Origin of the sequence: Nereida ignava (assembly GCF_001049735.1) — a bacterium.
Taxonomy (GTDB): Bacteria; Pseudomonadota; Alphaproteobacteria; order Rhodobacterales; family Rhodobacteraceae; genus Nereida; species Nereida ignava.
In genome coordinates this window covers 95,345-115,908 of the sequence record NZ_CVPC01000009.1, presented here as the reverse complement: position 1 = coordinate 115,908, position 20,564 = coordinate 95,345, and the positions used below count along the sequence as shown (strand labels likewise).

At 54.1% G+C, this 20,564-nt stretch carries 22 protein-coding genes; 10 read left to right on the top strand and 12 right to left on the bottom strand.

From position 1 onward, the window contains the following. Window positions 1-48 precede the first annotated feature (48 nt). A complete protein-coding gene (deoD, locus tag NIG5292_RS09250; protein WP_048599248.1) occupies window positions 49-756 on the top strand; it encodes a purine-nucleoside phosphorylase in 708 nt (235 codons plus the stop codon). Between the two features lie 83 nt (window positions 757-839). Here the strand turns inward: deoD and NIG5292_RS09245 are convergent, their stop codons facing one another. The 9 genes from NIG5292_RS09245 to NIG5292_RS09205 all read right to left on the bottom strand — a co-directional run bounded on the left by NIG5292_RS09245 (window position 840) and on the right by NIG5292_RS09205 (window position 7,472). Continuing rightward, window positions 840-1,619, bottom strand: coding sequence for a succinate dehydrogenase iron-sulfur subunit (locus NIG5292_RS09245; RefSeq protein ID WP_048599247.1), 780 nt, complete (start codon window positions 1,617-1,619; stop codon window positions 840-842). An 11-nt stretch (window positions 1,620-1,630) separates the two neighbouring features. Continuing rightward, on the bottom strand, window positions 1,631-1,960 hold the full coding sequence (locus NIG5292_RS09240; RefSeq protein WP_048599246.1) for a hypothetical protein: 330 nt from the start codon (window positions 1,958-1,960) through the stop codon (window positions 1,631-1,633). Between the two features lie 43 nt (window positions 1,961-2,003). Next, entirely contained in the window at window positions 2,004-3,809 is a 1,806-nt protein-coding gene (gene sdhA / locus NIG5292_RS09235; RefSeq protein WP_048599245.1) for a succinate dehydrogenase flavoprotein subunit, read from the bottom strand. A 15-nt stretch (window positions 3,810-3,824) separates the two neighbouring features. Next, window positions 3,825-4,196: a succinate dehydrogenase, hydrophobic membrane anchor protein gene (sdhD, locus tag NIG5292_RS09230; protein ID WP_048599244.1), complete on the bottom strand. Its 372-nt coding sequence runs from the start codon at window positions 4,194-4,196 to the stop codon at window positions 3,825-3,827. A 15-nt stretch (window positions 4,197-4,211) separates the two neighbouring features. After that, window positions 4,212-4,595: a succinate dehydrogenase, cytochrome b556 subunit gene (gene sdhC / locus NIG5292_RS09225; protein ID WP_048599243.1), complete on the bottom strand. Its 384-nt coding sequence runs from the start codon at window positions 4,593-4,595 to the stop codon at window positions 4,212-4,214. 207 nt (window positions 4,596-4,802) lie between these two features. After that, window positions 4,803-5,837, bottom strand: coding sequence for a MaoC family dehydratase (locus NIG5292_RS09220; RefSeq protein WP_048599242.1), 1,035 nt, complete (start codon window positions 5,835-5,837; stop codon window positions 4,803-4,805). Window positions 5,838-5,855: 18 nt separating this feature from the next. Further along, window positions 5,856-6,059: a DUF1737 domain-containing protein gene (locus NIG5292_RS09215; protein WP_048599241.1), complete on the bottom strand. Its 204-nt coding sequence runs from the start codon at window positions 6,057-6,059 to the stop codon at window positions 5,856-5,858. A gap of 15 nt (window positions 6,060-6,074) precedes the next feature. Next, the gene (locus tag NIG5292_RS09210; RefSeq protein WP_048599240.1) at window positions 6,075-6,629 is read right to left on the bottom strand and encodes an NnrU family protein; all 555 of its coding nucleotides are present in this window, start codon (window positions 6,627-6,629) and stop codon (window positions 6,075-6,077) included. A gap of 3 nt (window positions 6,630-6,632) precedes the next feature. Beyond that, window positions 6,633-7,472, bottom strand: coding sequence for an HpcH/HpaI aldolase/citrate lyase family protein (locus NIG5292_RS09205; protein ID WP_048599239.1), 840 nt, complete (start codon window positions 7,470-7,472; stop codon window positions 6,633-6,635). 160 nt (window positions 7,473-7,632) lie between these two features. Between NIG5292_RS09205 and NIG5292_RS09200 the strand changes: the two genes are divergently transcribed. Continuing rightward, window positions 7,633-7,917, top strand: a complete 285-nt coding sequence (locus NIG5292_RS09200; RefSeq protein WP_048599238.1) for a hypothetical protein — start codon at window positions 7,633-7,635, stop codon at window positions 7,915-7,917. Here NIG5292_RS09200 and NIG5292_RS09195 read toward each other — a convergent pair. Next, a complete protein-coding gene (locus tag NIG5292_RS09195; protein WP_048599237.1) occupies window positions 7,914-8,666 on the bottom strand; it encodes a sulfite exporter TauE/SafE family protein in 753 nt (250 codons plus the stop codon). The genes NIG5292_RS09200 and NIG5292_RS09195 overlap by 4 nt on opposite strands. 166 nt (window positions 8,667-8,832) lie before the next feature. Between NIG5292_RS09195 and mdh the strand changes: the two genes are divergently transcribed. The 7 genes from mdh to lpdA all read left to right on the top strand — a co-directional run bounded on the left by mdh (window position 8,833) and on the right by lpdA (window position 18,601). Beyond that, window positions 8,833-9,795: a malate dehydrogenase gene (mdh, locus tag NIG5292_RS09190; protein ID WP_048599236.1), complete on the top strand. Its 963-nt coding sequence runs from the start codon at window positions 8,833-8,835 to the stop codon at window positions 9,793-9,795. 238 nt (window positions 9,796-10,033) lie between these two features. After that, a complete protein-coding gene (sucC, locus tag NIG5292_RS09185) occupies window positions 10,034-11,227 on the top strand; it encodes an ADP-forming succinate--CoA ligase subunit beta (protein WP_048599235.1) in 1,194 nt (397 codons plus the stop codon). A 73-nt stretch (window positions 11,228-11,300) separates the two neighbouring features. Further along, entirely contained in the window at window positions 11,301-12,182 is an 882-nt protein-coding gene (sucD, locus tag NIG5292_RS09180; RefSeq protein ID WP_048599234.1) for a succinate--CoA ligase subunit alpha, read from the top strand. Window positions 12,183-12,261: 79 nt separating this feature from the next. Further along, the gene (locus tag NIG5292_RS09175; protein WP_048599233.1) at window positions 12,262-15,228 is read left to right on the top strand and encodes a 2-oxoglutarate dehydrogenase E1 component; all 2,967 of its coding nucleotides are present in this window, start codon (window positions 12,262-12,264) and stop codon (window positions 15,226-15,228) included. Next, on the top strand, window positions 15,225-16,730 hold the full coding sequence (gene odhB, locus NIG5292_RS09170; protein ID WP_048599232.1) for a 2-oxoglutarate dehydrogenase complex dihydrolipoyllysine-residue succinyltransferase: 1,506 nt from the start codon (window positions 15,225-15,227) through the stop codon (window positions 16,728-16,730). Before NIG5292_RS09175 ends, odhB begins: the two co-directional genes overlap by 4 nt. Window positions 16,731-16,806: 76 nt before the next feature. After that, a complete protein-coding gene (locus NIG5292_RS09165; RefSeq protein ID WP_048599231.1) occupies window positions 16,807-17,196 on the top strand; it encodes an MAPEG family protein in 390 nt (129 codons plus the stop codon). A 16-nt stretch (window positions 17,197-17,212) separates the two neighbouring features. Continuing rightward, window positions 17,213-18,601, top strand: a complete 1,389-nt coding sequence (lpdA, locus tag NIG5292_RS09160) for a dihydrolipoyl dehydrogenase (protein WP_048599230.1) — start codon at window positions 17,213-17,215, stop codon at window positions 18,599-18,601. A gap of 66 nt (window positions 18,602-18,667) precedes the next feature. Here the strand turns inward: lpdA and NIG5292_RS09155 are convergent, their stop codons facing one another. After that, window positions 18,668-19,318: a GntR family transcriptional regulator gene (locus NIG5292_RS09155; RefSeq protein WP_048599229.1), complete on the bottom strand. Its 651-nt coding sequence runs from the start codon at window positions 19,316-19,318 to the stop codon at window positions 18,668-18,670. A gap of 35 nt (window positions 19,319-19,353) precedes the next feature. Then, window positions 19,354-20,043, bottom strand: coding sequence for a M48 family metallopeptidase (locus NIG5292_RS09150; RefSeq protein WP_048599279.1), 690 nt, complete (start codon window positions 20,041-20,043; stop codon window positions 19,354-19,356). A gap of 154 nt (window positions 20,044-20,197) precedes the next feature. On the opposite strand from NIG5292_RS09150, the gene NIG5292_RS09145 reads away from it, so the two are divergent. Continuing rightward, entirely contained in the window at window positions 20,198-20,530 is a 333-nt protein-coding gene (locus NIG5292_RS09145; RefSeq protein ID WP_048599228.1) for a TIGR02300 family protein, read from the top strand. Window positions 20,531-20,564: the final 34 nt, after the last annotated feature.

Genomic DNA, 20,564 nt, shown 5'->3' with positions numbered 1-20,564 from the left:
GCGTGCAAAGGCAGTTTAACGCCAAACACCCAAACGCGGAGCACGATCATGACCCACCATATTGGCGCACAAAAAGGCGACATTGCTGAAACTGTTTTGATGCCCGGTGATCCACTGCGCGCCAAATGGGCCGCTGAGACGTTTCTTAATGACGTGAAGTGCATCAACGAAATCCGCGGCATGCTTGGCTTTACAGGCATGTGGAAAGGCAACCGTGTAACGATCCACGGCTCGGGGATGGGGATGCCATCCCTATCGATCTATGCCCATGAGTTGATTAACGAATATGATGTGCAAAACCTGATCCGCATCGGTTCAACCGGATCAATGCAGCATCACGTTGGTATCCGTGACGTTGTGATAGCGATGACTGCATCATCCATTTCCACCCCGTCCGCAGGCGTCTTCAAAGAGGTGAACTTTGCCCCCTGCGCAGACTATGGGCTGTTGTCACAGGCGGTTACAGCCGCGCAGGCCAAAGGCTCTAACGTGCATGTAGGCAATATCTACTCGTCGGATGTCTTCTACGACGAGCGCCCTGATCTGAATGAAATGATGACACGCCACGGTGTTCTGGCAGTCGAGATGGAAGCGGCCGAGCTTTACAACTTGGCGGCGCGGTTTGGCCGTAAGGCACTGGCTGTTATGACTGTGTCAGACCACCTGCTAACGGGCGATGCTATTCCTGCTGATGAACGCCAAAGCAGCTTTGGGGAAATGGTGGAAATCGCGCTTGAGGCTGCGTTTCCCAACTAACGCATCAGCCTAGCCGCCACAAAGAAAAAGCCCCACCAATTGGCGGGGCTTTTTGATTATTTGCCTCAGTCTGAACGGACACCCTAGACGGTGCGCTCAACCATCATTTGCTTAATAGACGCAATGGCTTTCGCTGGGTTCAATCCCTTCGGGCAGGTCTTTGCACAGTTCATAATGGTGTGGCAGCGATACAGCTTGAACGGATCCTCAAGATCATCCAAGCGCTCGCCTGTCGCTTCATCGCGGCTATCAATGATCCAGCGATACGCATGCAACAATGCTGCTGGCCCAAGGTATTTGTCGCCGTTCCACCAGTAGGATGGGCATGACGTTGAACATGACGCGCACATTACGCATTCATAGAGACCATCCAACTTCTTGCGGTCTTCAATCGACTGGCGCCACTCTTTTGCAGGGCGGTTCGTTTTTGTTTCGAGCCACGGCATGATGCTTGCGTGCTGCGCATAAAAGTGTGTCAGGTCAGGGATCAAATCGCGGATAACAGGCATGTGCGGCAGAGGGTAAATTTTGATATCACCCTTCACTTCATCGGCACCGTAAATACACGCAAGTGTGTTGATGCCATCAATGTTCATGGCGCACGATCCACAGATGCCCTCGCGGCATGAACGGCGGAACGCAAGCGTCGGATCAATCTCGTTTTTGATCTTGATCAGAACATCCAGAACCATCGGTCCACAGGTGTCCATATCAACCCAATACGTATCAAGTGCGGGGTTCTTATCGTCATCAGGCGACCAACGGTACACTTGAACTTTGCGCAGGTTGGTCACGCCTTCAGGCTTGGGCCAAGTCTTGCCTGCGGTCATGCGGCTGTTTTTAGGGAGGCGTAGTTGAACCATGGAATTTCTCCTTAGCCTTGAGTTGTCAGACCCGCTTCGGCGATACACTTAATCGCTTCAGGTCGTGTGAGGATGGTTTGAACCGTGTTCAAAGTGCTCTGACTGATTTGACCAATCGCGTCGCGGGTCAGTGACAGAATTTCACCAGATGATGCACTATCGATCACACAGTCAGAATAGGGTGTGATCTGGTTCTTCGGGATAAACGGAAACTGCGTTACGAGGACCTCATCCACAGCGGCTTTGGCCGTTGTACGGGCCGCTTTATCGACGGCCTGCTCGGCTTTGTCACAGGCACCAAGGGCCAGCACCGCAGAAAGGCAAAGCGCAGCACGGATCATGCTGCCGCTCCTGCCAATGAAGTTATCGCAAAGCTGCGCACCATTAGTAGACACGTGCCTTTGGCGCGATTTTCTTGAGGTCGATGCCGCCGTCGTTATGGCTGGTCAATGGATTCAGGTGAACACCGCGATAGCCCAAGCCCGCCTTCATACCCTCGAACCAAACAAGGCTGTGCTTGCGCCAGTTCTCGTCGTCACGGTCCGGATAATCTTCGTGGGCGTGTGCACCACGTGATTCCTTGCGCGCCTCAGCGGCAACAACAGTAGCAACTGCGTTTGGCAGCAGGTTACCAAGCTCAAGCGTTTCCATCAGGTCTGAGTTCCAAACCATTGATGTGTCGGTCACCTGAACATCGCTCATGCGTGCGGCAACGTCGTTCATCTTTTCAACACCCTCCGCCAGAGTTTTGTCTGTACGGAACACGGCTGCGTCTGACTGCATTGTCTTTTGCATATCAAGCCGAAGCTCAGCGGTTGGCACGTGACCTTTGGCATAACGCAACCCGTCAAAGCGGCTGATCGCAGCTTCTACAGAACGTTGGTTCGGCGTTGGGACAGGCGTTTTCGGGTCAACAACTTCCGCCGCACGGATCGCAGCGGCACGACCGAACACAACCAAGTCGATCAGTGAGTTTGAGCCCAAACGGTTTGCACCGTGAACACTCGCACAACCTGCTTCACCAACGGCCATAAGGCCCGGTGCCACGTTGTCAGGATTATCTTTGGTCGGGGCAAGAACTTCACCCCAATAGTTCGTTGGAATGCCGCCCATGTTGTAGTGCACAGTTGGAAGCACTGGGATCGGCTCTTTGGTCAGGTCAACGCCTGCAAAAATCCGTGCGGATTCCGAAATACCGGGCAAGCGCAGATCAAGCGTTTCTTTTGGCAAGTGGTTCAGGTGAAGGTGGATGTGATCGCCTTCTGCCCCAACACCGCGGCCTTCACGAATTTCCATCGTCATGCAGCGCGAAACAACATCACGGCTGGCAAGGTCTTTGTAAGTTGGCGCGTAACGCTCCATAAAGCGCTCGCCCTCGGAGTTGGTCAAATAACCACCCTCGCCGCGCGCACCTTCTGTAATGAGGCAACCTGCGCCGTAAATACCAGTTGGGTGGAATTGAACAAATTCCATGTCCTGCAATGGCAATCCAGCACGGGCAACCATACCGCCACCGTCACCAGTACATGTGTGGGCAGACGTTGCGCTGAAGTATGCACGGCCATAACCGCCGGTGGCCAGAACGACCATCTTCGCGCTGAACAGGTGCAGTGTTCCGTCATCAAGCTTCCAGCACAGAACACCCTGACACTGACCGTCATCGGACATGATCAAGTCAATTGCGAAATACTCAATGTAGAACTCGGCGTTGTTCTTCAGGCTTTGACCGTAAAGCGTGTGCAAAATCGCGTGACCAGTACGGTCGGCGGCCGCACAGGTACGCTGCACGGGCGGGCCTTCACCGAATTCGGTTGTGTGACCACCAAACGGGCGTTGGTAAATTTTACCTTCTTCGGTCCGTGAGAAAGGCACACCGTAGTGCTCAAGCTCATAAACGGCCTTGGGTGCTTCGCGCGCCAGATACTCCATCGCGTCTGTATCACCCAGCCAGTCAGATCCTTTGACGGTGTCATACATGTGCCACTGCCAGTTATCAGGGCCCATGTTAGACAAAGAGGCCGCGATGCCACCCTGCGCTGCAACCGTGTGCGAGCGGGTTGGGAAAACCTTGGTTACACAAGCCGTACGCAGGCCCTGCTCGGCCATACCAAGCGTTGCACGCAGGCCGGCGCCACCGGCGCCAACGACAACTACGTCATATTCGTGTGTTTCGTAATCGTATGCAGTCATGAGGGTGCTCCGATATTACAGCGCGATGCGCGCGATTGAGAAAAGGGCGGTTCCAGCGGCCGCGTAGCTGAGACAAATCACACCAATGATTGTCAGCTTCTTAGCGGGGCCGTGTACGTAGTCTTCGATCAGGGTCTGTGCACCATTCTTAAAGTGCATCAAACCCACGGTTAGTGTGAGTGCCGCTACAATAGCAGGAAAAGGTTTTGCAAAATATGCGACCATTTCGCCGTGGCTACTGCCGATTACGGGACCAACGGTGAAAACGAATAGTGGGACCAGCAAAAGCAGCGCCACAGAGGAAACCATCATGGACCAATGATGTTCCGTGCCTGTCTTCGCAGCCCCAAGTCCAGCGGCGCGTTTACGATCTGTCAAATAAGCCATGTCTGTGCGCTCCGATTAAACGACGAGGACGGTGATTAGGGTCAGAACGACTGATCCAACGAGGCAGACGATGCCCATTTTTTCAGCCTGCTCCACCTCAAGGCCGTATCCCATATCCCAGATAAGGTGACGCAGGCCGGCCAGCGTGTGGTACCAAAGGCCCAACACAGAAAGCGTCAATACAATGTCGCCAAACCAGCTGGTCAGAACACCGTCAGCGTACGCAAAGTACTCCGGCGAAATAGCAGCGGACAAAAACCACCACACGACAAGCAAAGTTGAGATCAAGAGTGCATTGCCAGTAATCCGCGTCAGGATCGACGTCATTGACGTCAACTGAGGACGGTAAATTGCCAAATGCGGCGAAAGCGGGCGATTGCCACGGTTTACATCGGCCATAGGTGTTCCCTTCGTTGGCTTGCAATGCGCACCTTAAAAAGGTCGCACGGCGGGGCTAACCCCTTTGTATCTCTTTTTGAATGTGAGTCACGCGCGCAGATGGAGAAAAACTGCTTCGAATTGTCCTAATTCGCATCTTTTTCGAAAAATGTGATCACACACGAAAAATCTGTGATCACATTTAGGGGCTCTCGCGTTCATAGACGCCTAAGTCGGCATCAGCGCCCAATAATCCAGATCAAGCAGCACGTCTGGTGCATATTTCCCGTCGTCGCCACGTAGAATTCCTGCATCACCCTTTGTCGCCACAAGCCTCAACCGGATCGCACCAACACCCGGCACGGCGGTTTGTGCGGTCTCCAAGACTTCTGACCACGCACGTATTGTATCGCCTGCAAAACACGGGTTCGCATGGGCACCAGAGTTGATGCCAGCTATGATTTGCGCATTTGCCAGCCCGTTAAATGACAAAGCACGCGCCATTGAGATGACGTGACCACCGTAAATCAACCGCTTGCCATCTGGCCGGTTGGTGGCGTCAAAATGAACCTTTGCGGTATTTTGCCAAAGACGTGTCGCAAGCATATGCTCGGCTTCTTCAACGGTGACCCCATCAACGTGATCAATGATCTCGCCGACGGCATAATCACCAAGCCGGTGCGCTTCACCAGCCAATTCGGTGTCATAGGCGCTGAAATCAAGTCCCTCGGGTACGTTCAACTCGCTCACTGGTACCACGTCACTCAGTTCGGGTATGACTGCGTGCGGTACGGGTGCATCAAGGTTATTTTTGCGCACCATGACCCAGCGCACGTATTCCAGCACAACATCATCATGCTGGTTCAAGCCCCGTGTAAGCACCCAAACCACACCAGTTCTGCCGTTGGAATTTTGCTTAACGCCGATCACTTCTGATGTAGACCGCAGCGTGTCACCGGGCCAGACAGGCTTCAAAAAACGTGCCTCGGCATACCCTAAATTTGCGACTGCATTCAAAGAGATATCAGGTACGGTTTTGCCAAAGACAGTATGAAAAACGATCATGTCATCGATGGGGCTACCGCGCAGCCCGCACGATTGTGCAAACTGGTCAGACGAATAAAGTGCGTGACGCGCAGGGTAGAGCGCGTGGTAAAGTGCGCGCTCCCCCCCGGATAACGTTCGAGGCACCGCATGACGGATTACATCACCGACCGCATAGTCTTCAAAAAAGCGGCCCGCGTTTGTTTTGTTTGAGGTCATGTAAGTGCCTTTCTGGTCTTAATGTTCGCCGAGCTTTGTGTCGCGGGTATATGTGCCCTCAACCTCTTTGGTCACGGCCTGACCACAGCGCATTACTCCGTTTGCGGCATCCCATGCTTGGGTCGGGCCGCCGTAAAGCTCCCATCCTTTATTCAAGGCATCCGTCACCTTGTGGCAGAAGTCAGACGTGTCATCTTCGGACAAAAATCGATACAATTTCATAGCTTTCACCTTCAATTAAACGAACGGGTTCACACCCAGCCAGATGTGAATAGCCGCAACAAGACTATAAAGAACCACCGCAATCACGATGAGGGTGATTTCCTTTTTCACTGGTGCCTGAGCAGGCACGTCCCACGGCCCTTCTGCGCGATTGATCAAAGCCATAGCGCCAAAGGCCCATGCCAGCAGTCCGCCGAACAACACCAAAGAAGCCGCATCACCATTGACCAGTAAATGCGCCACCGCCCAAATCGCCACTGCAGCAAGTTGTGGGTGGCGAAGTTTCGTACCGAGCCAGACTTTCGCGGGCTTTGCGGCAGACGCCCCAAAAACATAAAACGCTGCAATCATGGCGAGGTTGTTCACACCGCGCGCCCACTCCGGTGGCGTGTAAACAGGAATGAAGTCGGCCATTCGGTAGCCGAAAATCATCATAAGCAAGCTTGCGCCCAAAGCCGCAGTCACCAAAAGGCGTCCTCTATCGCCCAGTCCTGCCCGCGCTGCGGGCGCTAACCCTTTAAAGAAGTGCGCAGCACTCCACAAAATAACACCTGCGATCAGAAGACCCATTGTTTAATCCTTCATTGCCTCAATGGCGTGCGCTTTTGCGAGTGTCGCGCGCGCCGTTACGATATGAAGGTTTTCTACGATCTTTCCGTCCACAACAGCAACACCCTGCCCGTCGCGCTCTGCCTGTTCAAACGCTTCGATTTGGCGCTTCGACAGATCAATTTCGGCCTCCGACGGCGCAAAGGCGGCATTAGCAACCTCCAGCTGAGCAGGATGAATCAAGGTTTTGCCCTCAAATCCCATGTCACGACCTTGGTCACATTCTATCTTCAGGCCCGCATCATCCTTGAAGGCATTGTAAACCCCATCGACAATAGTGACCCCATGGGCACGCGCTGCAAGCAGGCACATCTGCAGCGACGTAAGCAGCGGTTCACGATCCGGCCGGTGACGCGTATTGAGATCTTTTGCCAAATCGTTGGTACCCATAACCATCCCCTCAAGGCGGGGATGAGCGGCGATTTCAGCGGCGTTAAGAATACCCACAGGTGTTTCCATCATCGCCCAAATCGGCAAGGTCGTTAGTGCCGCAATGGCATCTACATCTGCAGCGGAGTTCACTTTGGGAAGCAGAACCGCATCTGCATCTACAACACTCAAAACATCCTCACGGCCCCAAGTGGTATCAAGCCCGTTCACACGTACAATCCGCAAACGCGCGCCATAATCAGCTGTCGGTAGTGTTTCGGCCAGCAAAGTACGCGCAGGCACTTTTTCGTCGATAGCTACTGCGTCCTCGAGATCGAAAATGATCGCGTCGCACGCCAAACCTTTGGCCTTTTCAAGGGCACGCTCTTTTGAAGCCGGAATATAAAGGACAGAACGGACAGGGCGCTGAGACATCTTCTTACCTCGGTTGAGTAATTATCTTGCGCAGATATCGCATTATTCATGCGATGATTACAAGCACGAATTGCTGCGATGCAGCGCTTGACCCAAGTTAACCAAATGAAAAGGTTAGTATGGGATATATGGCGCGTGTTTGTTTACGAGGAATTTTGGTATGAATTTATTGCTAGCCGCAATGACGTTAGCTGCGTCCAGTCAGCATTTGGCCCAATGCGGAAACCGAGCGACGATTGTGGATAACCTTTCCACAAAATACGGTGAGACACGACAATCTGTTGGCCTTGGCGCTGATAACGCTTTGGTCGAGATATTCGCTTCAAACGCCACGGGCAGTTGGACCATTACGGTAACTAAAGCGGGCGGCCCCACCTGCCTTGTTGCCTCGGGCCGTGCATTTGAAAACACAGATCAGCTAAGCGTGACCGGCAAAAGCCTTTAGGTTAGCGCGTCCCAGATCAGCTTGCTGCCAGTAATGACCAACAAAACATAAGTCAGCGTGAAAAATGCGCGCTCAGAGATGATGCGATGCGCCCGAACACCAAGCCACGCCCCGATCAGCGCAAACGGCGCGAGCAGCAGGTCAATATAAAGGGTTTGCCACGTAAAAACGCCCAAAATGGCGTAAGGAAGCGATTTGAGCGCATTGATCGCCCAGAATGTAAGAACCGTGGTCGCTTGATAGGTCGTTTTATCGAGCCGTTGCGCAAGCAAATACACAGCCACCGGAGGCCCGCCTGCGTGACTAACAAAGCTTGTGAAGCCTGCGACACAGCCAGATAAAACTCCGGCCCACCCCGGATACGCCTTCTCACGGCTCGGGATTAGGTTGCGTGCCTTGGCCAACTGAAACGCGACAAACAACAAAGAAACCGCGCCGATCAAAAAGCGAAACACATCAGCGTCTGCCACCTGATACAACCAAATCGCTAAAGCAATCCCCGGTAAACTGCCGATAATAAGACGGCGGGCTTCTTGCCAGTCCCATTTCCCCCAATAAGCCCGAAGGGCGGCAACATCGATGAGCATCAACAACGGCAACATGATTCCAAGCGCCATCGCCGGATCAAGCACAAGCGCGAGAATCGATGCAGCCGCAAAGGCCGCACCCGAGCCAAATCCGGTTTTTGAAATCCCCGCAAAGATCACTGCAGGTACCGCGAGAGCGAAAAACGAAAATGTCAGGTCCATCGCGGCTAAGCCTTTGAAAATTGTCGTATTGCCATTTCTTTACGTCAGCGCAGGTCAGCTCAGCAAGGGTGCGCATCCATTCAAAACCTTGCAAGCAACATACTTTGGGTCTAGGCACCGCCCTTGAAACACGACCCCCACAACTCACCTGACCGGAGATACTCACATGGCCAGACCTAAAATTGCCCTTATCGGCGCTGGACAAATTGGCGGCACGCTCGCTCACCTCGTAGCGCTGAAAGAGCTTGGCGACGTTGTTCTGTTCGACATTGCTGATGGTACACCACAAGGCAAAGCACTCGACATTGCTGAAGCTGGTCCGTCCGAAGGTTTCGACGCCACAATTAAGGGCACGACTGACTATGCCGACATCGCAGGCGCTGATGTTTGCATCGTAACAGCTGGTGTACCGCGCAAGCCTGGCATGAGCCGTGATGATCTTTTGGGTATCAACTTGAAAGTAATGAAGTCTGTTGGTGAAGGCATTGCGGCCCACGCGCCAAACGCCTTTGTTATCTGCATCACCAACCCGCTAGATGCGATGGTTTGGGCGCTTCGTGAATTCTCTGGCCTGCCCCACAACAAAGTATGCGGCATGGCTGGTGTTCTGGACAGCGCGCGGTTCCGTCACTTCCTGAGCCTCGAGTTCAACGTCTCTATGAAAGACGTCACAGCGTTCGTTCTGGGCGGCCACGGCGACACAATGGTTCCGCTGGTACGCTACTCAACTGTTGCAGGCATCCCTCTCCCTGATCTGATCGACATGGGTTGGACGACACAAGAAAAGATGGACGCAATCGTTCAACGCACACGTGATGGTGGCGCAGAGATCGTTGGCTTGCTTGGTAATGGTTCTGCTTTCTATGCACCTGCCACATCAGCGATTGAAATGGCCGAAGCTTACCTCAAAGACCAAAAGCGCGTTCTGCCATGTGCAGCATACGTTGATGGCAACTACGGCCTTGATGGGTTCTACGTCGGCGTTCCAACAGTGATCGGCGCCGAAGGTGTTGAGCGCGTCGTCGAGATCAAGATGAACAAAGACGAGCAAGATATGTTCGACAAGTCGATCAACGCAGTGAAGGGCCTCGTGTCAGCCTGTAAAGAGATCGACAACTCACTGGCTTAAACTACCACTTAGACAGTCTTTAAGGCGCTCCATTTTGGGGCGCCTTTTTATATTCAAGATTCGCTGATGTGTGAATCCAGTCACAGAAATCACTTCAGCATCCAAATTTGTGATCACACTTTTTTCAGCTGTGATCACAAATGTCGCTTTTTTCCCAATCTGCGCAAAAAGTTACTCTTATTTAAGCGCGCTTCGTGCTTAGGGTGCTCTAATTGCAGCCAAACGGGACATATTTTCCATGAATATCCACGAATATCAGGCCAAAGCCTTGTTGCGCACTTACGGTGCCCCAGTGAGTGATGGCCGTGCCGTTCTCAAAGCCGAAGACGCAAAAACAGCCGCAGGTGAAATGGACGGCCCGCTTTGGGTTGTAAAAGCACAAATTCACGCAGGCGGACGCGGCAAAGGTAAATTTGTCGAAGCCGACGCTGGCGAAGCTGGTGGTGTACGTTTGGCAAAATCTGCTGAAGAAGCAGCACAAGAAGCAAAACGCATGTTGGGCCGCACATTGGTGACACACCAAACAGGCCCCGCAGGTAAGCAAGTAAACCGCATCTACATCGAAGACGGTTCCGGCATCGAAACGGAAATGTATCTTGCCCTACTCGTTGACCGCCAAACAAGCCGCGTATCATTCGTGTGCTCAACCGAAGGCGGTATGGACATTGAGGAAGTAGCAGCAGCGACCCCTGAAAAAATCCTGTCGTTCAGCGTTGATCCTGCAACAGGTTTCCAAGCGTATCACGGTCGCCGTATCGCATTCACACTCGGCCTTACAGGTCAGCAGGTTAAGCAGTGCGTCAAATTGATGGGCCAGCTTTATACAGCCTTCATGGAAAAAGACATGGAGATGCTGGAGATCAACCCGCTGATCGTAACTGATGCCGGTGATCTTAAGGTGCTTGATGCCAAGGTCAGCTTTGACGGCAACGCGATCTATCGCCACGCTGATATCGCGGCCCTTCGTGATGAAACTGAAGAAGACCCCAAAGAACTTGCGGCGTCCAAATTTGACCTCAACTACATCGCACTCGACGGTGAAATCGGTTGTATGGTTAACGGCGCTGGTCTTGCCATGGCAACGATGGACATCATCAAGCTTTACGGTGCAGAGCCTGCAAACTTCCTCGATGTGGGTGGCGGCGCTACCCAAGAGAAAGTTACCGAAGCGTTCAAGATCATCACATCTGACCCGAACGTCAAAGGCATCTTGGTTAACATCTTCGGCGGCATCATGCGCTGTGATGTTATTGCGGAAGGCGTTGTTGCAGCCGTGAAAGAAGTTGGCCTGAAAGTACCGCTGGTTGTGCGTCTTGAAGGAACCAACGTTGAGCAAGGTAAGGCGATCATCAACAACTCAGACGTTGATGTGATTGCTGCTGACGACCTCAAAGATGGTGCTCAGAAAATCGTTAAGGCGGTGAAGGGCTAAGGCCCTCGCCCATTCGCAACCTCTTCGCGCCCGAGGCGACACCGCCCGCGCACAACATTTAAGGAGACGCAAAATGGCCGTCCTTATTAACGAAAACACAAAAGTCATCTGTCAGGGTTTGACCGGCAGCCAAGGTACTTTCCACTCCGAGCAGGCGATTGCTTACGGCACCAAAATGGTTGGTGGCGTAACACCCGGCAAAGGTGGTCAGTCGCATCTTGATCTGCCAATCTTCAACTCTGTGCACGAAGCAATGCACGTCACAGAAGCAAACGCGTCCGTGATCTATGTGCCGCCCCCCTTTGCGGCAGACAGTATTCTGGAAGCAATTGACGCAAATATGCCGCTGATCGTTTGCATCACCGAAGGCATTCCTGTGCTTGATATGATGCGCGTCAAGCGTGCGCTTGAGGGATCAACATCACGTCTTGTTGGCCCGAACTGCCCCGGTGTAATCACTCCGGACGCTTGCAAAATCGGCATCATGCCCGGCCATATTCACCGTCGCGGCAGCGTGGGTGTTGTGTCACGCTCTGGCACGCTCACATACGAAGCCGTGAAGCAAACAACTGATATGGGCCTCGGCCAATCTACGGCTGTTGGCATCGGTGGTGACCCCATCAAAGGCACCGAGCACATCGACGTGCTGGACATGTTCCTTGATGACGATGAGACGCACTCAATCATCATGATCGGTGAAATCGGCGGTACAGCCGAAGAAGAAGCAGCCGAGTTTCTCGCAGAGCAACGCAAGAAAGGCCGCTGGAAACCAACCGCTGGCTTTATTGCTGGCCGCACGGCACCTCCCGGCCGTCGCATGGGCCACGCTGGCGCGATTGTTGCCGGTGGCCAAGGTGATGCGGAAAGCAAAATCGAAGCCATGAAATCTGCGGGTATCATCGTTGCGGACAGCCCCGCGACTTTGGGCGAAGCCGTTAAAGAAGCCATCGGCTAACACATAACGGGCGCGGCACCTCCCTGCCGCGCCCCATCCTTATTTTTCGCTCGTCCTTCCTTGCCATGAGGCCAAACACATGACCGACCACCCCGCGAATGATCAATTCCATGCATCCTCGTTTATGCAGGGGCACAATGCGGAATATCTCGAGCAGCTTTACGCTCAATATGCCAACGATCCCAACGCAGTGGACGAAGCGTGGCAGGAATTCTTTCGCGCACTTGGCGATGCGGAACTTGATGTAAAAGCCGAAGCAAGCGGGCCATCATGGGCGCGTGCAGACTGGCCCCCCATGCCGCACGATGATCTGACTTCTGCGATCACTGGCGAGTATCCAGCGCCTGCCGAAGCGAAAACAGCAGCCAAGAAAATCACAGACAAAGCCGCCGACGCGGGTGTTGAAGTCAGCAATGACGCCATCCAGCGCGCAGTTTTGGACAGCATTCGCGCGCTAATGCTGATCCGTGCCTACCGTATTCGCGGCCACCTTGCTGCTGATCTTGATCCACTCGGCATGCGCGAGACAACCGCGCACCCAGAGCTTGACCCGAAATCCTACGGCTTCACTGACGCCGACATGGACCGCCCAATTTTCATCGACAACGTGCTTGGTCTGCAAATCGCAACCATGCGTCAGATCGTTGATATCGTGAAGCGGACCTACTGTGGCACTTTTGCGCTGCAGTATATGCACATTTCAAACCCCGAAGAGTCGAGCTGGCTAAAAGAGCGCATCGAAGGTCTGGGCAAAGAAATCCAGTTCACCCGCGAAGGCCGTAAAGCGATCCTTAACAAGTTGGTTGAGGCCGAGGGCTTTGAGAAATTCCTGCATGTGAAGTACATGGGCACCAAGCGTTTTGGCCTTGATGGCGGTGAAAGCTTGATCCCCGCGATGGAGCAAATCATCAAGCGCGGCGGCCAACTGGGCCTGCGCGAGATCATCGTGGGCATGCCCCACCGTGGCCGTTTGTCTGTTTTGGCAAATGTCATGAGCAAACCTTACCGCGCCATTTTCAACGAATTCCAAGGCGGCAGCTTCAAGCCCGAGGACGTGGACGGTTCAGGTGACGTTAAGTATCACCTTGGTGCATCATCCGACCGGTCCTTTGACGGCAATGATGTACACTTGTCACTGACCGCAAACCCCTCGCACCTTGAAGCCGTGAACCCTGTCGTTTTGGGTAAAGTGCGTGCCAAGCAGGACCAACTGAACGACACAGACCGCACAGCCGTCATGGGCATCTTGCTGCACGGTGATGCGGCATTTGCCGGTCAGGGTGTGGTCGCCGAAGGATTTGGCCTTTCTGGTCTGCGCGGCCACCGCACAGGCGGCACGATGCACATCGTTGTGAATAACCAGATTGGTTTCACAACTGCACCGCACTTTAGCCGCTCATCACCATACCCCACTGACATCGCGTTAATGGTTGAAGCGCCAATTTTCCACGTGAACGGCGACGACCCAGAGGCCGTGGTCCACGCTGCGAAAGTGGCAACAGAGTTCCGCCAGAAGTTCCACAAGGACGTGGTTCTCGACATTATTTGCTATCGCCGGTTCGGACATAACGAGGGCGACGAGCCCATGTTCACAAACCCGCTGATGTACAAAAAGATCAAAAAGCAAAAGACAACTCTGACGCTTTATACGGATCGTTTGGTGAAAGACGGCCTCATTCCCGAAGGCGAAATCGAGGATATGAAAGCCGCGTTCCAGTCCATGCTCAACACCGAGTTTGAGGCCGGAAAAGACTTTAAACCGAACAAAGCAGATTGGCTTGATGGCCGCTGGTCGCACCTCGACCGTCGCGATGGTGATGACTATCAGCGCGGCACTACAGGCATCGCGGATGAGACTTTTGATGAAGTAGCGAACGCGCTGACACACGCGCCTGAGGGCTATCCGCTTCATAAGACTGTGCAGCGTATGCTGGACGCTAAAAAGAAGGCACTTGGTGCAGGCAAAGGCATTGATTGGGCAACCGGTGAAGCGCTTGCGTTTGGCTCTTTGCTAACCGAAGGCTTCCCTGTTCGTTTATCTGGCCAAGACAGTACACGTGGCACATTTAGCCACCGCCACTCTGGCCTGATCAACCAAGATACCGAAGATCGCTACTACCCGCTGAACAACATTCGCGAGGGCCAATCACAGTACGAAGTGATCGACTCGATGCTGTCTGAATACGCGGTGCTTGGCTTTGAATATGGCTACTCTTTGGCGGAGCCTAACGCGCTGACACTTTGGGAAGCACAATTTGGCGATTTCGCCAACGGTGCACAGATCATGTTCGATCAGTTTATCAGCTCTGGCGAAAGCAAGTGGCTGCGGATGTCCGGCCTCGTTATGTTGTTGCCACACGGCTATGAAGGCCAAGGCCCCGAGCACTCCTCGGCGCGTCTTGAGCGGTTCTTACAAATGTGCGGCGGTGACAACTGGATCGTGGCAAACTGTACCACGCCAGCTAACTATTTCCACATCCTGCGCCGTCAACTGCACCGTGACTTCCGCAAGCCGCTGGTGATGATGACGCCGAAATCGCTGTTGCGCCACAAAATGGCTGTCAGCACACGCGAGGACTTTACGACCGGCTCGTCCTTCCACCGCGTACTTTGGGATGACGCACAACAAGGCAACTCTGAGCTGACACTGGCCGCTGATGATAAGATCAAGCGCGTGGTGATGTGTTCAGGCAAGGTCTACTTTGACCTGCTCGAAGAACGCGACGCGCGCGGCCTTGATGATGTGTACCTGTTGCGCATTGAACAGTTCTATCCGTTCCCCGCGATGTCGCTGGTCAAAGAACTGGAGCGCTTCAAAGGTGCTGACATGGTGTGGTGTCAGGAAGAGCCCAAGAACCAAGGCGCATGGTCATTCATCGAACCCAACATTGAGTGGGTCCTTGAGCGGATTGGCGCAAAATCAAAACGTCCGGCCTATGTTGGCCGCGCAACATCCGCATCGCCAGCCACAGGTTTGGCAAGCGCGCACAAAGCACAACAGGCCGCCCTTGTGGACGAAGCCCTGACGATCAAAGGAAAGAAATAATGACCGAAGTTCGTGTTCCTACACTGGGTGAATCAGTCACCGAAGCAACTGTTGCAACCTGGTTCAAAAAGCCGGGCGACGCAGTGGCCGTTGACGAAATGCTGTGCGAGCTGGAAACAGACAAAGTAACCGTCGAAGTACCAAGCCCCGCTGCAGGCACATTGTCCGAGATCGTGGCGCCTGAAGGTGAAACCGTTGGCGTCGATGCCTTGTTGGCACAAATCAGCGCGGGTGATGCCAAGCCTGCGGGCGATACAGACGCCCCAAAGGCGGATGCTGCACCCAAGGCCGACGCAGGTGACGCACCACAAGCCGTCGACGTCATGGTGCCCACATTGGGCGAAAGCGTGACCGAAGCGACTGTGTCGACATGGTTCAAAAAAGTGGGCGACACTGTCGCGCAAGACGAGATGCTGTGTGAGCTGGAAACAGACAAAGTCAGCGTCGAAGTTCCAAGCCCTGCCGCGGGTGTGTTGTCAGAAATCATCGCAACCGAAGGCACGACTGTGGATGCAACAGCGAAACTGGCCGTGATCGGTGGCGCCTCGGGTGCTGCTTCATCTGCGCCCGCAGCCAAAGACGAAGCGTCTCCTGCGCCAGCCGCATCTGGCAAAGACGTTGAAGACGCGCCCTCTGCCAAAAAACTGATGGCCGAAAAAGGCATGTCTGCAGACCAAGTTACCGGCTCAGGCCGCGACGGACGGATTATGAAAGAAGATGTTATGAAAGCAATCGCATCTGCACCAGCCGCCACTGCGGCCGCCCCATCCGCGCCACGCGCACCGGTTTCAGCAGACGACGCATCCCGCGAAGAACGCGTGAAGATGACACGCCTGCGTCAGACCATCGCGAAGCGTTTGAAAGACAGCCAGAACACCGCCGCGATGCTGACCACCTACAACGAGGTCGACATGACCGAGGTGATGGCGCTGCGCAACGAATACAAAGACCTGTTCTTAAAAAAGCACGGTGTAAAACTTGGCTTTATGTCGTTCTTCACCAAAGCCTGTATCCACGCCCTGCGCGAAGTTCCTGAAGTGAACGCAGAAATTGACGGCACAGACATCGTCTACAAAAACTTCGTCCACATGGGCATTGCCGCAGGTACGCCAACTGGTTTGGTTGTGCCCGTTATTCGCGATGCAGACGCCATGAGCTTTGCAGGCATCGAGAAAGCGATTGCTGAAAAAGGGGCGCGCGCCCGTGACGGCAAGCTAAGCATGGCCGAAATGCAAGGCGGCACATTCACCATCTCGAACGGTGGTGTCTACGGCTCGCTGATGTCTTCGCCCATCTTGAACCCCCCACAGTCAGGCATCTTGGGCATGCACAAAATCCAAGACCGTCCGATGGCGATCAATGGTCAAGTGGTGATCCGTCCGATGATGTATCTGGCGTTGTCCTACGATCACCGTATCGTTGACGGCAAAGGTGCGGTGACGTTCCTCGTGCGCGTCAAAGAAGCGCTGGAAGACCCACGTCGTCTGCTGATGGATCTGTAATCCCTGGCGTGGCCCGCAGGTCGCTTTTGACCGCGCGGGCCGCTTCGACACTTGCTGCAATTAAAGGCACGCTAAAATGACTACAGAGATTTACGTCCTCACCCTCGCGGCCCTTTTGCAGGTTGTTCAGTTCACGCTCTATTCAATCACCGCGCAAATGCAGGTCGGTACAAAAGCCGCCATGTCACCGCGCGACAAGAAAGTTGAACTGCAAGGCACCGCAGGGCGTCTGCAACGCGCCATGAACAACCACTTCGAAGGGTTGATCATGTTCACCATTGCTGTGGTTGTGGTGACGCTCTCGGATCAATCCAGCCCATTCACCGAAGCCTGCGCGCACATCTATCTGATCGCTCGCCTGCTCTACGTGCCTGCCTATGTTCAGGGCCTTGTGCCGTGGCGCAGCTACATCTGGGTGGTTGGTTTTGGCGCAACTGTTGCGATGCTAATCGCTGCCCTCATTTAATACCAAGGAGACCCCCATGGCCAACTATGACGTCATCGTAATCGGCAGCGGCCCCGGCGGCTATGTCTGTGCAATCCGCTGTGCCCAATTGGGCCTCAAAACCGCTGTTGTTGAAGGCCGCGATACGCTTGGCGGCACGTGCCTCAACGTTGGCTGCATCCCGTCAAAGGCCCTGCTGCACGCGTCACATATGCTGCACGAAGCAGAGCACAACTTTGCGGCTATGGGCCTCAAGGGCAAAGCACCTTCCGTTGATTGGAAGCAGATGCAGTCCTACAAAAGCGACACAATCGAAACCAACACCAAAGGCATCGAGTTCTTGTTCAAAAAGAACAAAATCGATTGGCTCAAAGGCTGGGGCAGCATTCCTGCAGCCGGTCAGGTAAAAGTTGGTGACGAGGTGCATAGCTCCAAAAACATCATCATCGCGTCAGGCTCCGTACCATCGGCCCTGCCCGGTATCGAAGTTGACCAAAAGATCGTTGTGGACAGCACTGGCGCGCTTGAACTGCCCAAAATCCCGAAAAAGCTTGTTGTGATTGGCGCAGGTGTCATCGGACTTGAGTTGGGCTCTGTCTACGCCCGCCTTGGCGCAGAAGTTGAAGTTGTTGAGTTCCTTGACGTCATCACACCCGGCATGGACGCCGAGGTCCAGCGCACCTTCCAAAAACTGCTGACCAAGCAAGGCATCTCCTTCACACTTGGTGCTGCTGTTCAAGGTGTTGAAGTCAAAGGCAACAAGGCGAAAGTCACCTACAAATCCCGCAAAGACGATAGCGAAACAACGATCGACGCGGACACGGTACTTGTGGCAACGGGCCGTAAGCCGTTCACCGATGGTTTGGGGCTAGAAGCGCTTGGCGTTGAAATGAGTGACCGTGGCCAGATCAAAACGAACGCCAACTACGCCACCAATGTCGCAGGCATCTATGCAATTGGTGACGCCATTGAAGGCCCGATGCTTGCGCATAAAGCGGAAGATGAAGGCATGGCAGTCGCAGAAGGGCTTGCAGGTCAGCACCCGCACGTGAACTACAACGTCATCCCAGGTGTGATTTACACCCACCCTGAAGTGGCTTCAGTCGGCGAAACCGAAGAGAGCCTGAAGGAGCAAGGTCGCAGCTACAAAGCGGGCAAGTTCAGCTTCATGGGCAACGGTCGTGCAAAAGCAAACTTTGCAGCCGATGGCTTTGTGAAAATTCTGGCTGATGCACAAACAGATCGCATTTTGGGTGCGCACATCATTGGGCCAATGGCCGGTGATTTGTTGCACGAAATTTGCGTGGCCATGGAGTTTGGTGCGGCTGCAGAAGACCTTGCACGTACCTGCCACGCACACCCCACCTACTCCGAGGCTGTGCGCGAAGCGGCACTTGCTTGTGGTGACGGCGCGATCCACGCCTAACCCTGAGACAGATATTATTTTGAAAAAGCGGGCGTCTTATGGGGCCCGCTTTTTTCGTTCTTGGACCTATTGCTTGAGCATTCGCAAACCGCTTGTAACATCCGAGCGAAGCGCAATACGCAAGCCCGGGTCATCACCGGCTTTTAGGGCCGCCAGAATAAGCCTGTGATTGCGTGGGCTCTCTGTACGGCGCAAACGGCCATAAAGCTTGCGCATTGTAGGCCCCAATTGCAGCCAAACCGTTTCAGCCAATGCGAGCATCGCAGGGGCTTGGGCGCGCAGGTAAAGCGTGCGATGAAATTCAAGGTTGTGCTTGAGATATCCCACCGCATCCGAACGGGCGATGACCTGATCAATCTGTCCGTTGATCGCCTCAAGCCGCTCAATAAGCGCCATATGCGCCCGCGGCAGTGCACGGCTGGCTAACTCTGGCTCTAACAGCGCACGAATGGCTGCAAGCTCCTCAATCCGCTCATTGCTTAGCTCTGGCGTGGTGATCCGACCTGACGATGACAAAGACAATGCGCCTTCCGCCACCAAACGGCGCATTGCCTCACGCACGGGCGTCATCGACATCTCGTATTCTTTACCAACCCCGCGCAGGGTCAACGCTTGGCCGGGCAACAACTCACCATGCATAATGCGCGTTCTCAGCGAGCGGTAGAGACGGTCATGGGCCGCAGTCGGGGAGGCATCTTGGCGAGTTTGTATCAACATGTGTTATTTGTGATCACAAAGTCAGCCTTCGTCAATCATCCAAATCGGTATCGGTGCAATGCGGTGCCCTCGGTGCGCAACCATGCGCGTTCAGCCTTGTAGGGGCCGAAGAGTTCTTCGCAAACCCGCCAGAAACGCTCGGAATGGTTCATCTGTGCAAGATGCGCCACTTCATGGGCTGCCACGTATGACAACACATTTGGCGGCGCCATAACCAAGCGCCAACTGAAATTCAAATTCCCAGTGGACGAGCATGAGCCCCAACGTGATCTGGTATCGCGCAACGTGATACGGCCAAACGGCTTACCCAAGGTTGTCGCAAATTGCTCAACTTCGCGGTGCAGGACCAGCCGCGCCTGCGCCTTGAGATACCCCTGCACACGCGCACCGGCCGTTTCAGCGCGTCCAGGCACCTGCAATTGAGCACCCTGAATACTAATCCTACGGCCCTGCCCCTGAACGATCTCAAAAAGTTGACCGCCAAGCGGGACTTGCGCACCCATCCCAACGATTTGCTCAACCGGTTGGTCCGCCAATTGGTGCCGCAACCAATTTTCTTTTTCGCGCAGAAAAGCCAGTGCTTCACGCTCAGGCGCGCGTGTCGGCACTGTCAGGCTGACCTTACCATCCAATCGAGAAACCCGAAGTGACAGCCGCCGCGCCCGCGCAGAGCGCCGCAAATGGACCCGCACAACAGGATCACCTTCCAAAACAAGTGTCGTCATTGCCTGAATTCTGCCCATCCTAGCCACATTGCGACGGAATCACTTTGACAGAGCCGCCTGAGTGTGGCACCTGCCAGCGATACACATCGCAAGCGATGCCATTAGGGCGTGCCTGTGAGATAGTTTCAACCCTCGATTACCCAAGGGATCCGATATGCCTAAGGACGAATGGGGCGTCAAACGCCTTTGCCCAACCACCGGTAAACGCTTCTACGATCTTGGCCGTACGCCAATCGTGAGCCCATACACGGGTGAAGAAGTCACCGTTGATGTCAACAAGAACCGCACAATGGTCGCCGACAAAGCTGATCCAGCAGCCGCAAAAGCTGAAGATACAGAAGCAGACGGCGAAGAGCTCGTACTCGATGACGAGGATGATCTCGAAGTCGATCTGGGTGATGATGTGCTCGACGATGATGACGACGAAGATAACGTTTCTTTGGACGAAATCGCCGATGTTGCTGCCGAAGGCGACGACGACAATTAATTAGCGAATGTGGGGGGTGTTTTTCTCTTGAACT

Excerpts from the sequence above, each read along its gene's own strand:
- deoD (WP_048599248.1), top strand. The coding sequence starts at position 49 with ATGACCCACCATATTGGCGCACAAAAAGGCGACATTGCTGAAACTGTT.
- NIG5292_RS09245 (WP_048599247.1), bottom strand. The coding sequence starts at position 1,619 with ATGGTTCAACTACGCCTCCCTAAAAACAGCCGCATGACCGCAGGCAAG.
- NIG5292_RS09240 (WP_048599246.1), bottom strand. The coding sequence starts at position 1,960 with ATGATCCGTGCTGCGCTTTGCCTTTCTGCGGTGCTGGCCCTTGGTGCC.
- sdhA (WP_048599245.1), bottom strand. The coding sequence starts at position 3,809 with ATGACTGCATACGATTACGAAACACACGAATATGACGTAGTTGTCGTT.
- sdhD (WP_048599244.1), bottom strand. The coding sequence starts at position 4,196 with ATGGCTTATTTGACAGATCGTAAACGCGCCGCTGGACTTGGGGCTGCG.
- sdhC (WP_048599243.1), bottom strand. The coding sequence starts at position 4,595 with ATGGCCGATGTAAACCGTGGCAATCGCCCGCTTTCGCCGCATTTGGCA.
- NIG5292_RS09220 (WP_048599242.1), bottom strand. The coding sequence starts at position 5,837 with ATGACCTCAAACAAAACAAACGCGGGCCGCTTTTTTGAAGACTATGCG.
- NIG5292_RS09215 (WP_048599241.1), bottom strand. The coding sequence starts at position 6,059 with ATGAAATTGTATCGATTTTTGTCCGAAGATGACACGTCTGACTTCTGC.
- NIG5292_RS09210 (WP_048599240.1), bottom strand. The coding sequence starts at position 6,629 with ATGGGTCTTCTGATCGCAGGTGTTATTTTGTGGAGTGCTGCGCACTTC.
- NIG5292_RS09205 (WP_048599239.1), bottom strand. The coding sequence starts at position 7,472 with ATGTCTCAGCGCCCTGTCCGTTCTGTCCTTTATATTCCGGCTTCAAAA.
- NIG5292_RS09200 (WP_048599238.1), top strand. The coding sequence starts at position 7,633 with ATGAATTTATTGCTAGCCGCAATGACGTTAGCTGCGTCCAGTCAGCAT.
- NIG5292_RS09195 (WP_048599237.1), bottom strand. The coding sequence starts at position 8,666 with ATGGACCTGACATTTTCGTTTTTCGCTCTCGCGGTACCTGCAGTGATC.
- mdh (WP_048599236.1), top strand. The coding sequence starts at position 8,833 with ATGGCCAGACCTAAAATTGCCCTTATCGGCGCTGGACAAATTGGCGGC.
- sucC (WP_048599235.1), top strand. The coding sequence starts at position 10,034 with ATGAATATCCACGAATATCAGGCCAAAGCCTTGTTGCGCACTTACGGT.
- sucD (WP_048599234.1), top strand. The coding sequence starts at position 11,301 with ATGGCCGTCCTTATTAACGAAAACACAAAAGTCATCTGTCAGGGTTTG.
- NIG5292_RS09175 (WP_048599233.1), top strand. The coding sequence starts at position 12,262 with ATGACCGACCACCCCGCGAATGATCAATTCCATGCATCCTCGTTTATG.
- NIG5292_RS09165 (WP_048599231.1), top strand. The coding sequence starts at position 16,807 with ATGACTACAGAGATTTACGTCCTCACCCTCGCGGCCCTTTTGCAGGTT.
- lpdA (WP_048599230.1), top strand. The coding sequence starts at position 17,213 with ATGGCCAACTATGACGTCATCGTAATCGGCAGCGGCCCCGGCGGCTAT.
- NIG5292_RS09155 (WP_048599229.1), bottom strand. The coding sequence starts at position 19,318 with ATGTTGATACAAACTCGCCAAGATGCCTCCCCGACTGCGGCCCATGAC.
- NIG5292_RS09150 (WP_048599279.1), bottom strand. The coding sequence starts at position 20,043 with ATGACGACACTTGTTTTGGAAGGTGATCCTGTTGTGCGGGTCCATTTG.
- NIG5292_RS09145 (WP_048599228.1), top strand. The coding sequence starts at position 20,198 with ATGCCTAAGGACGAATGGGGCGTCAAACGCCTTTGCCCAACCACCGGT.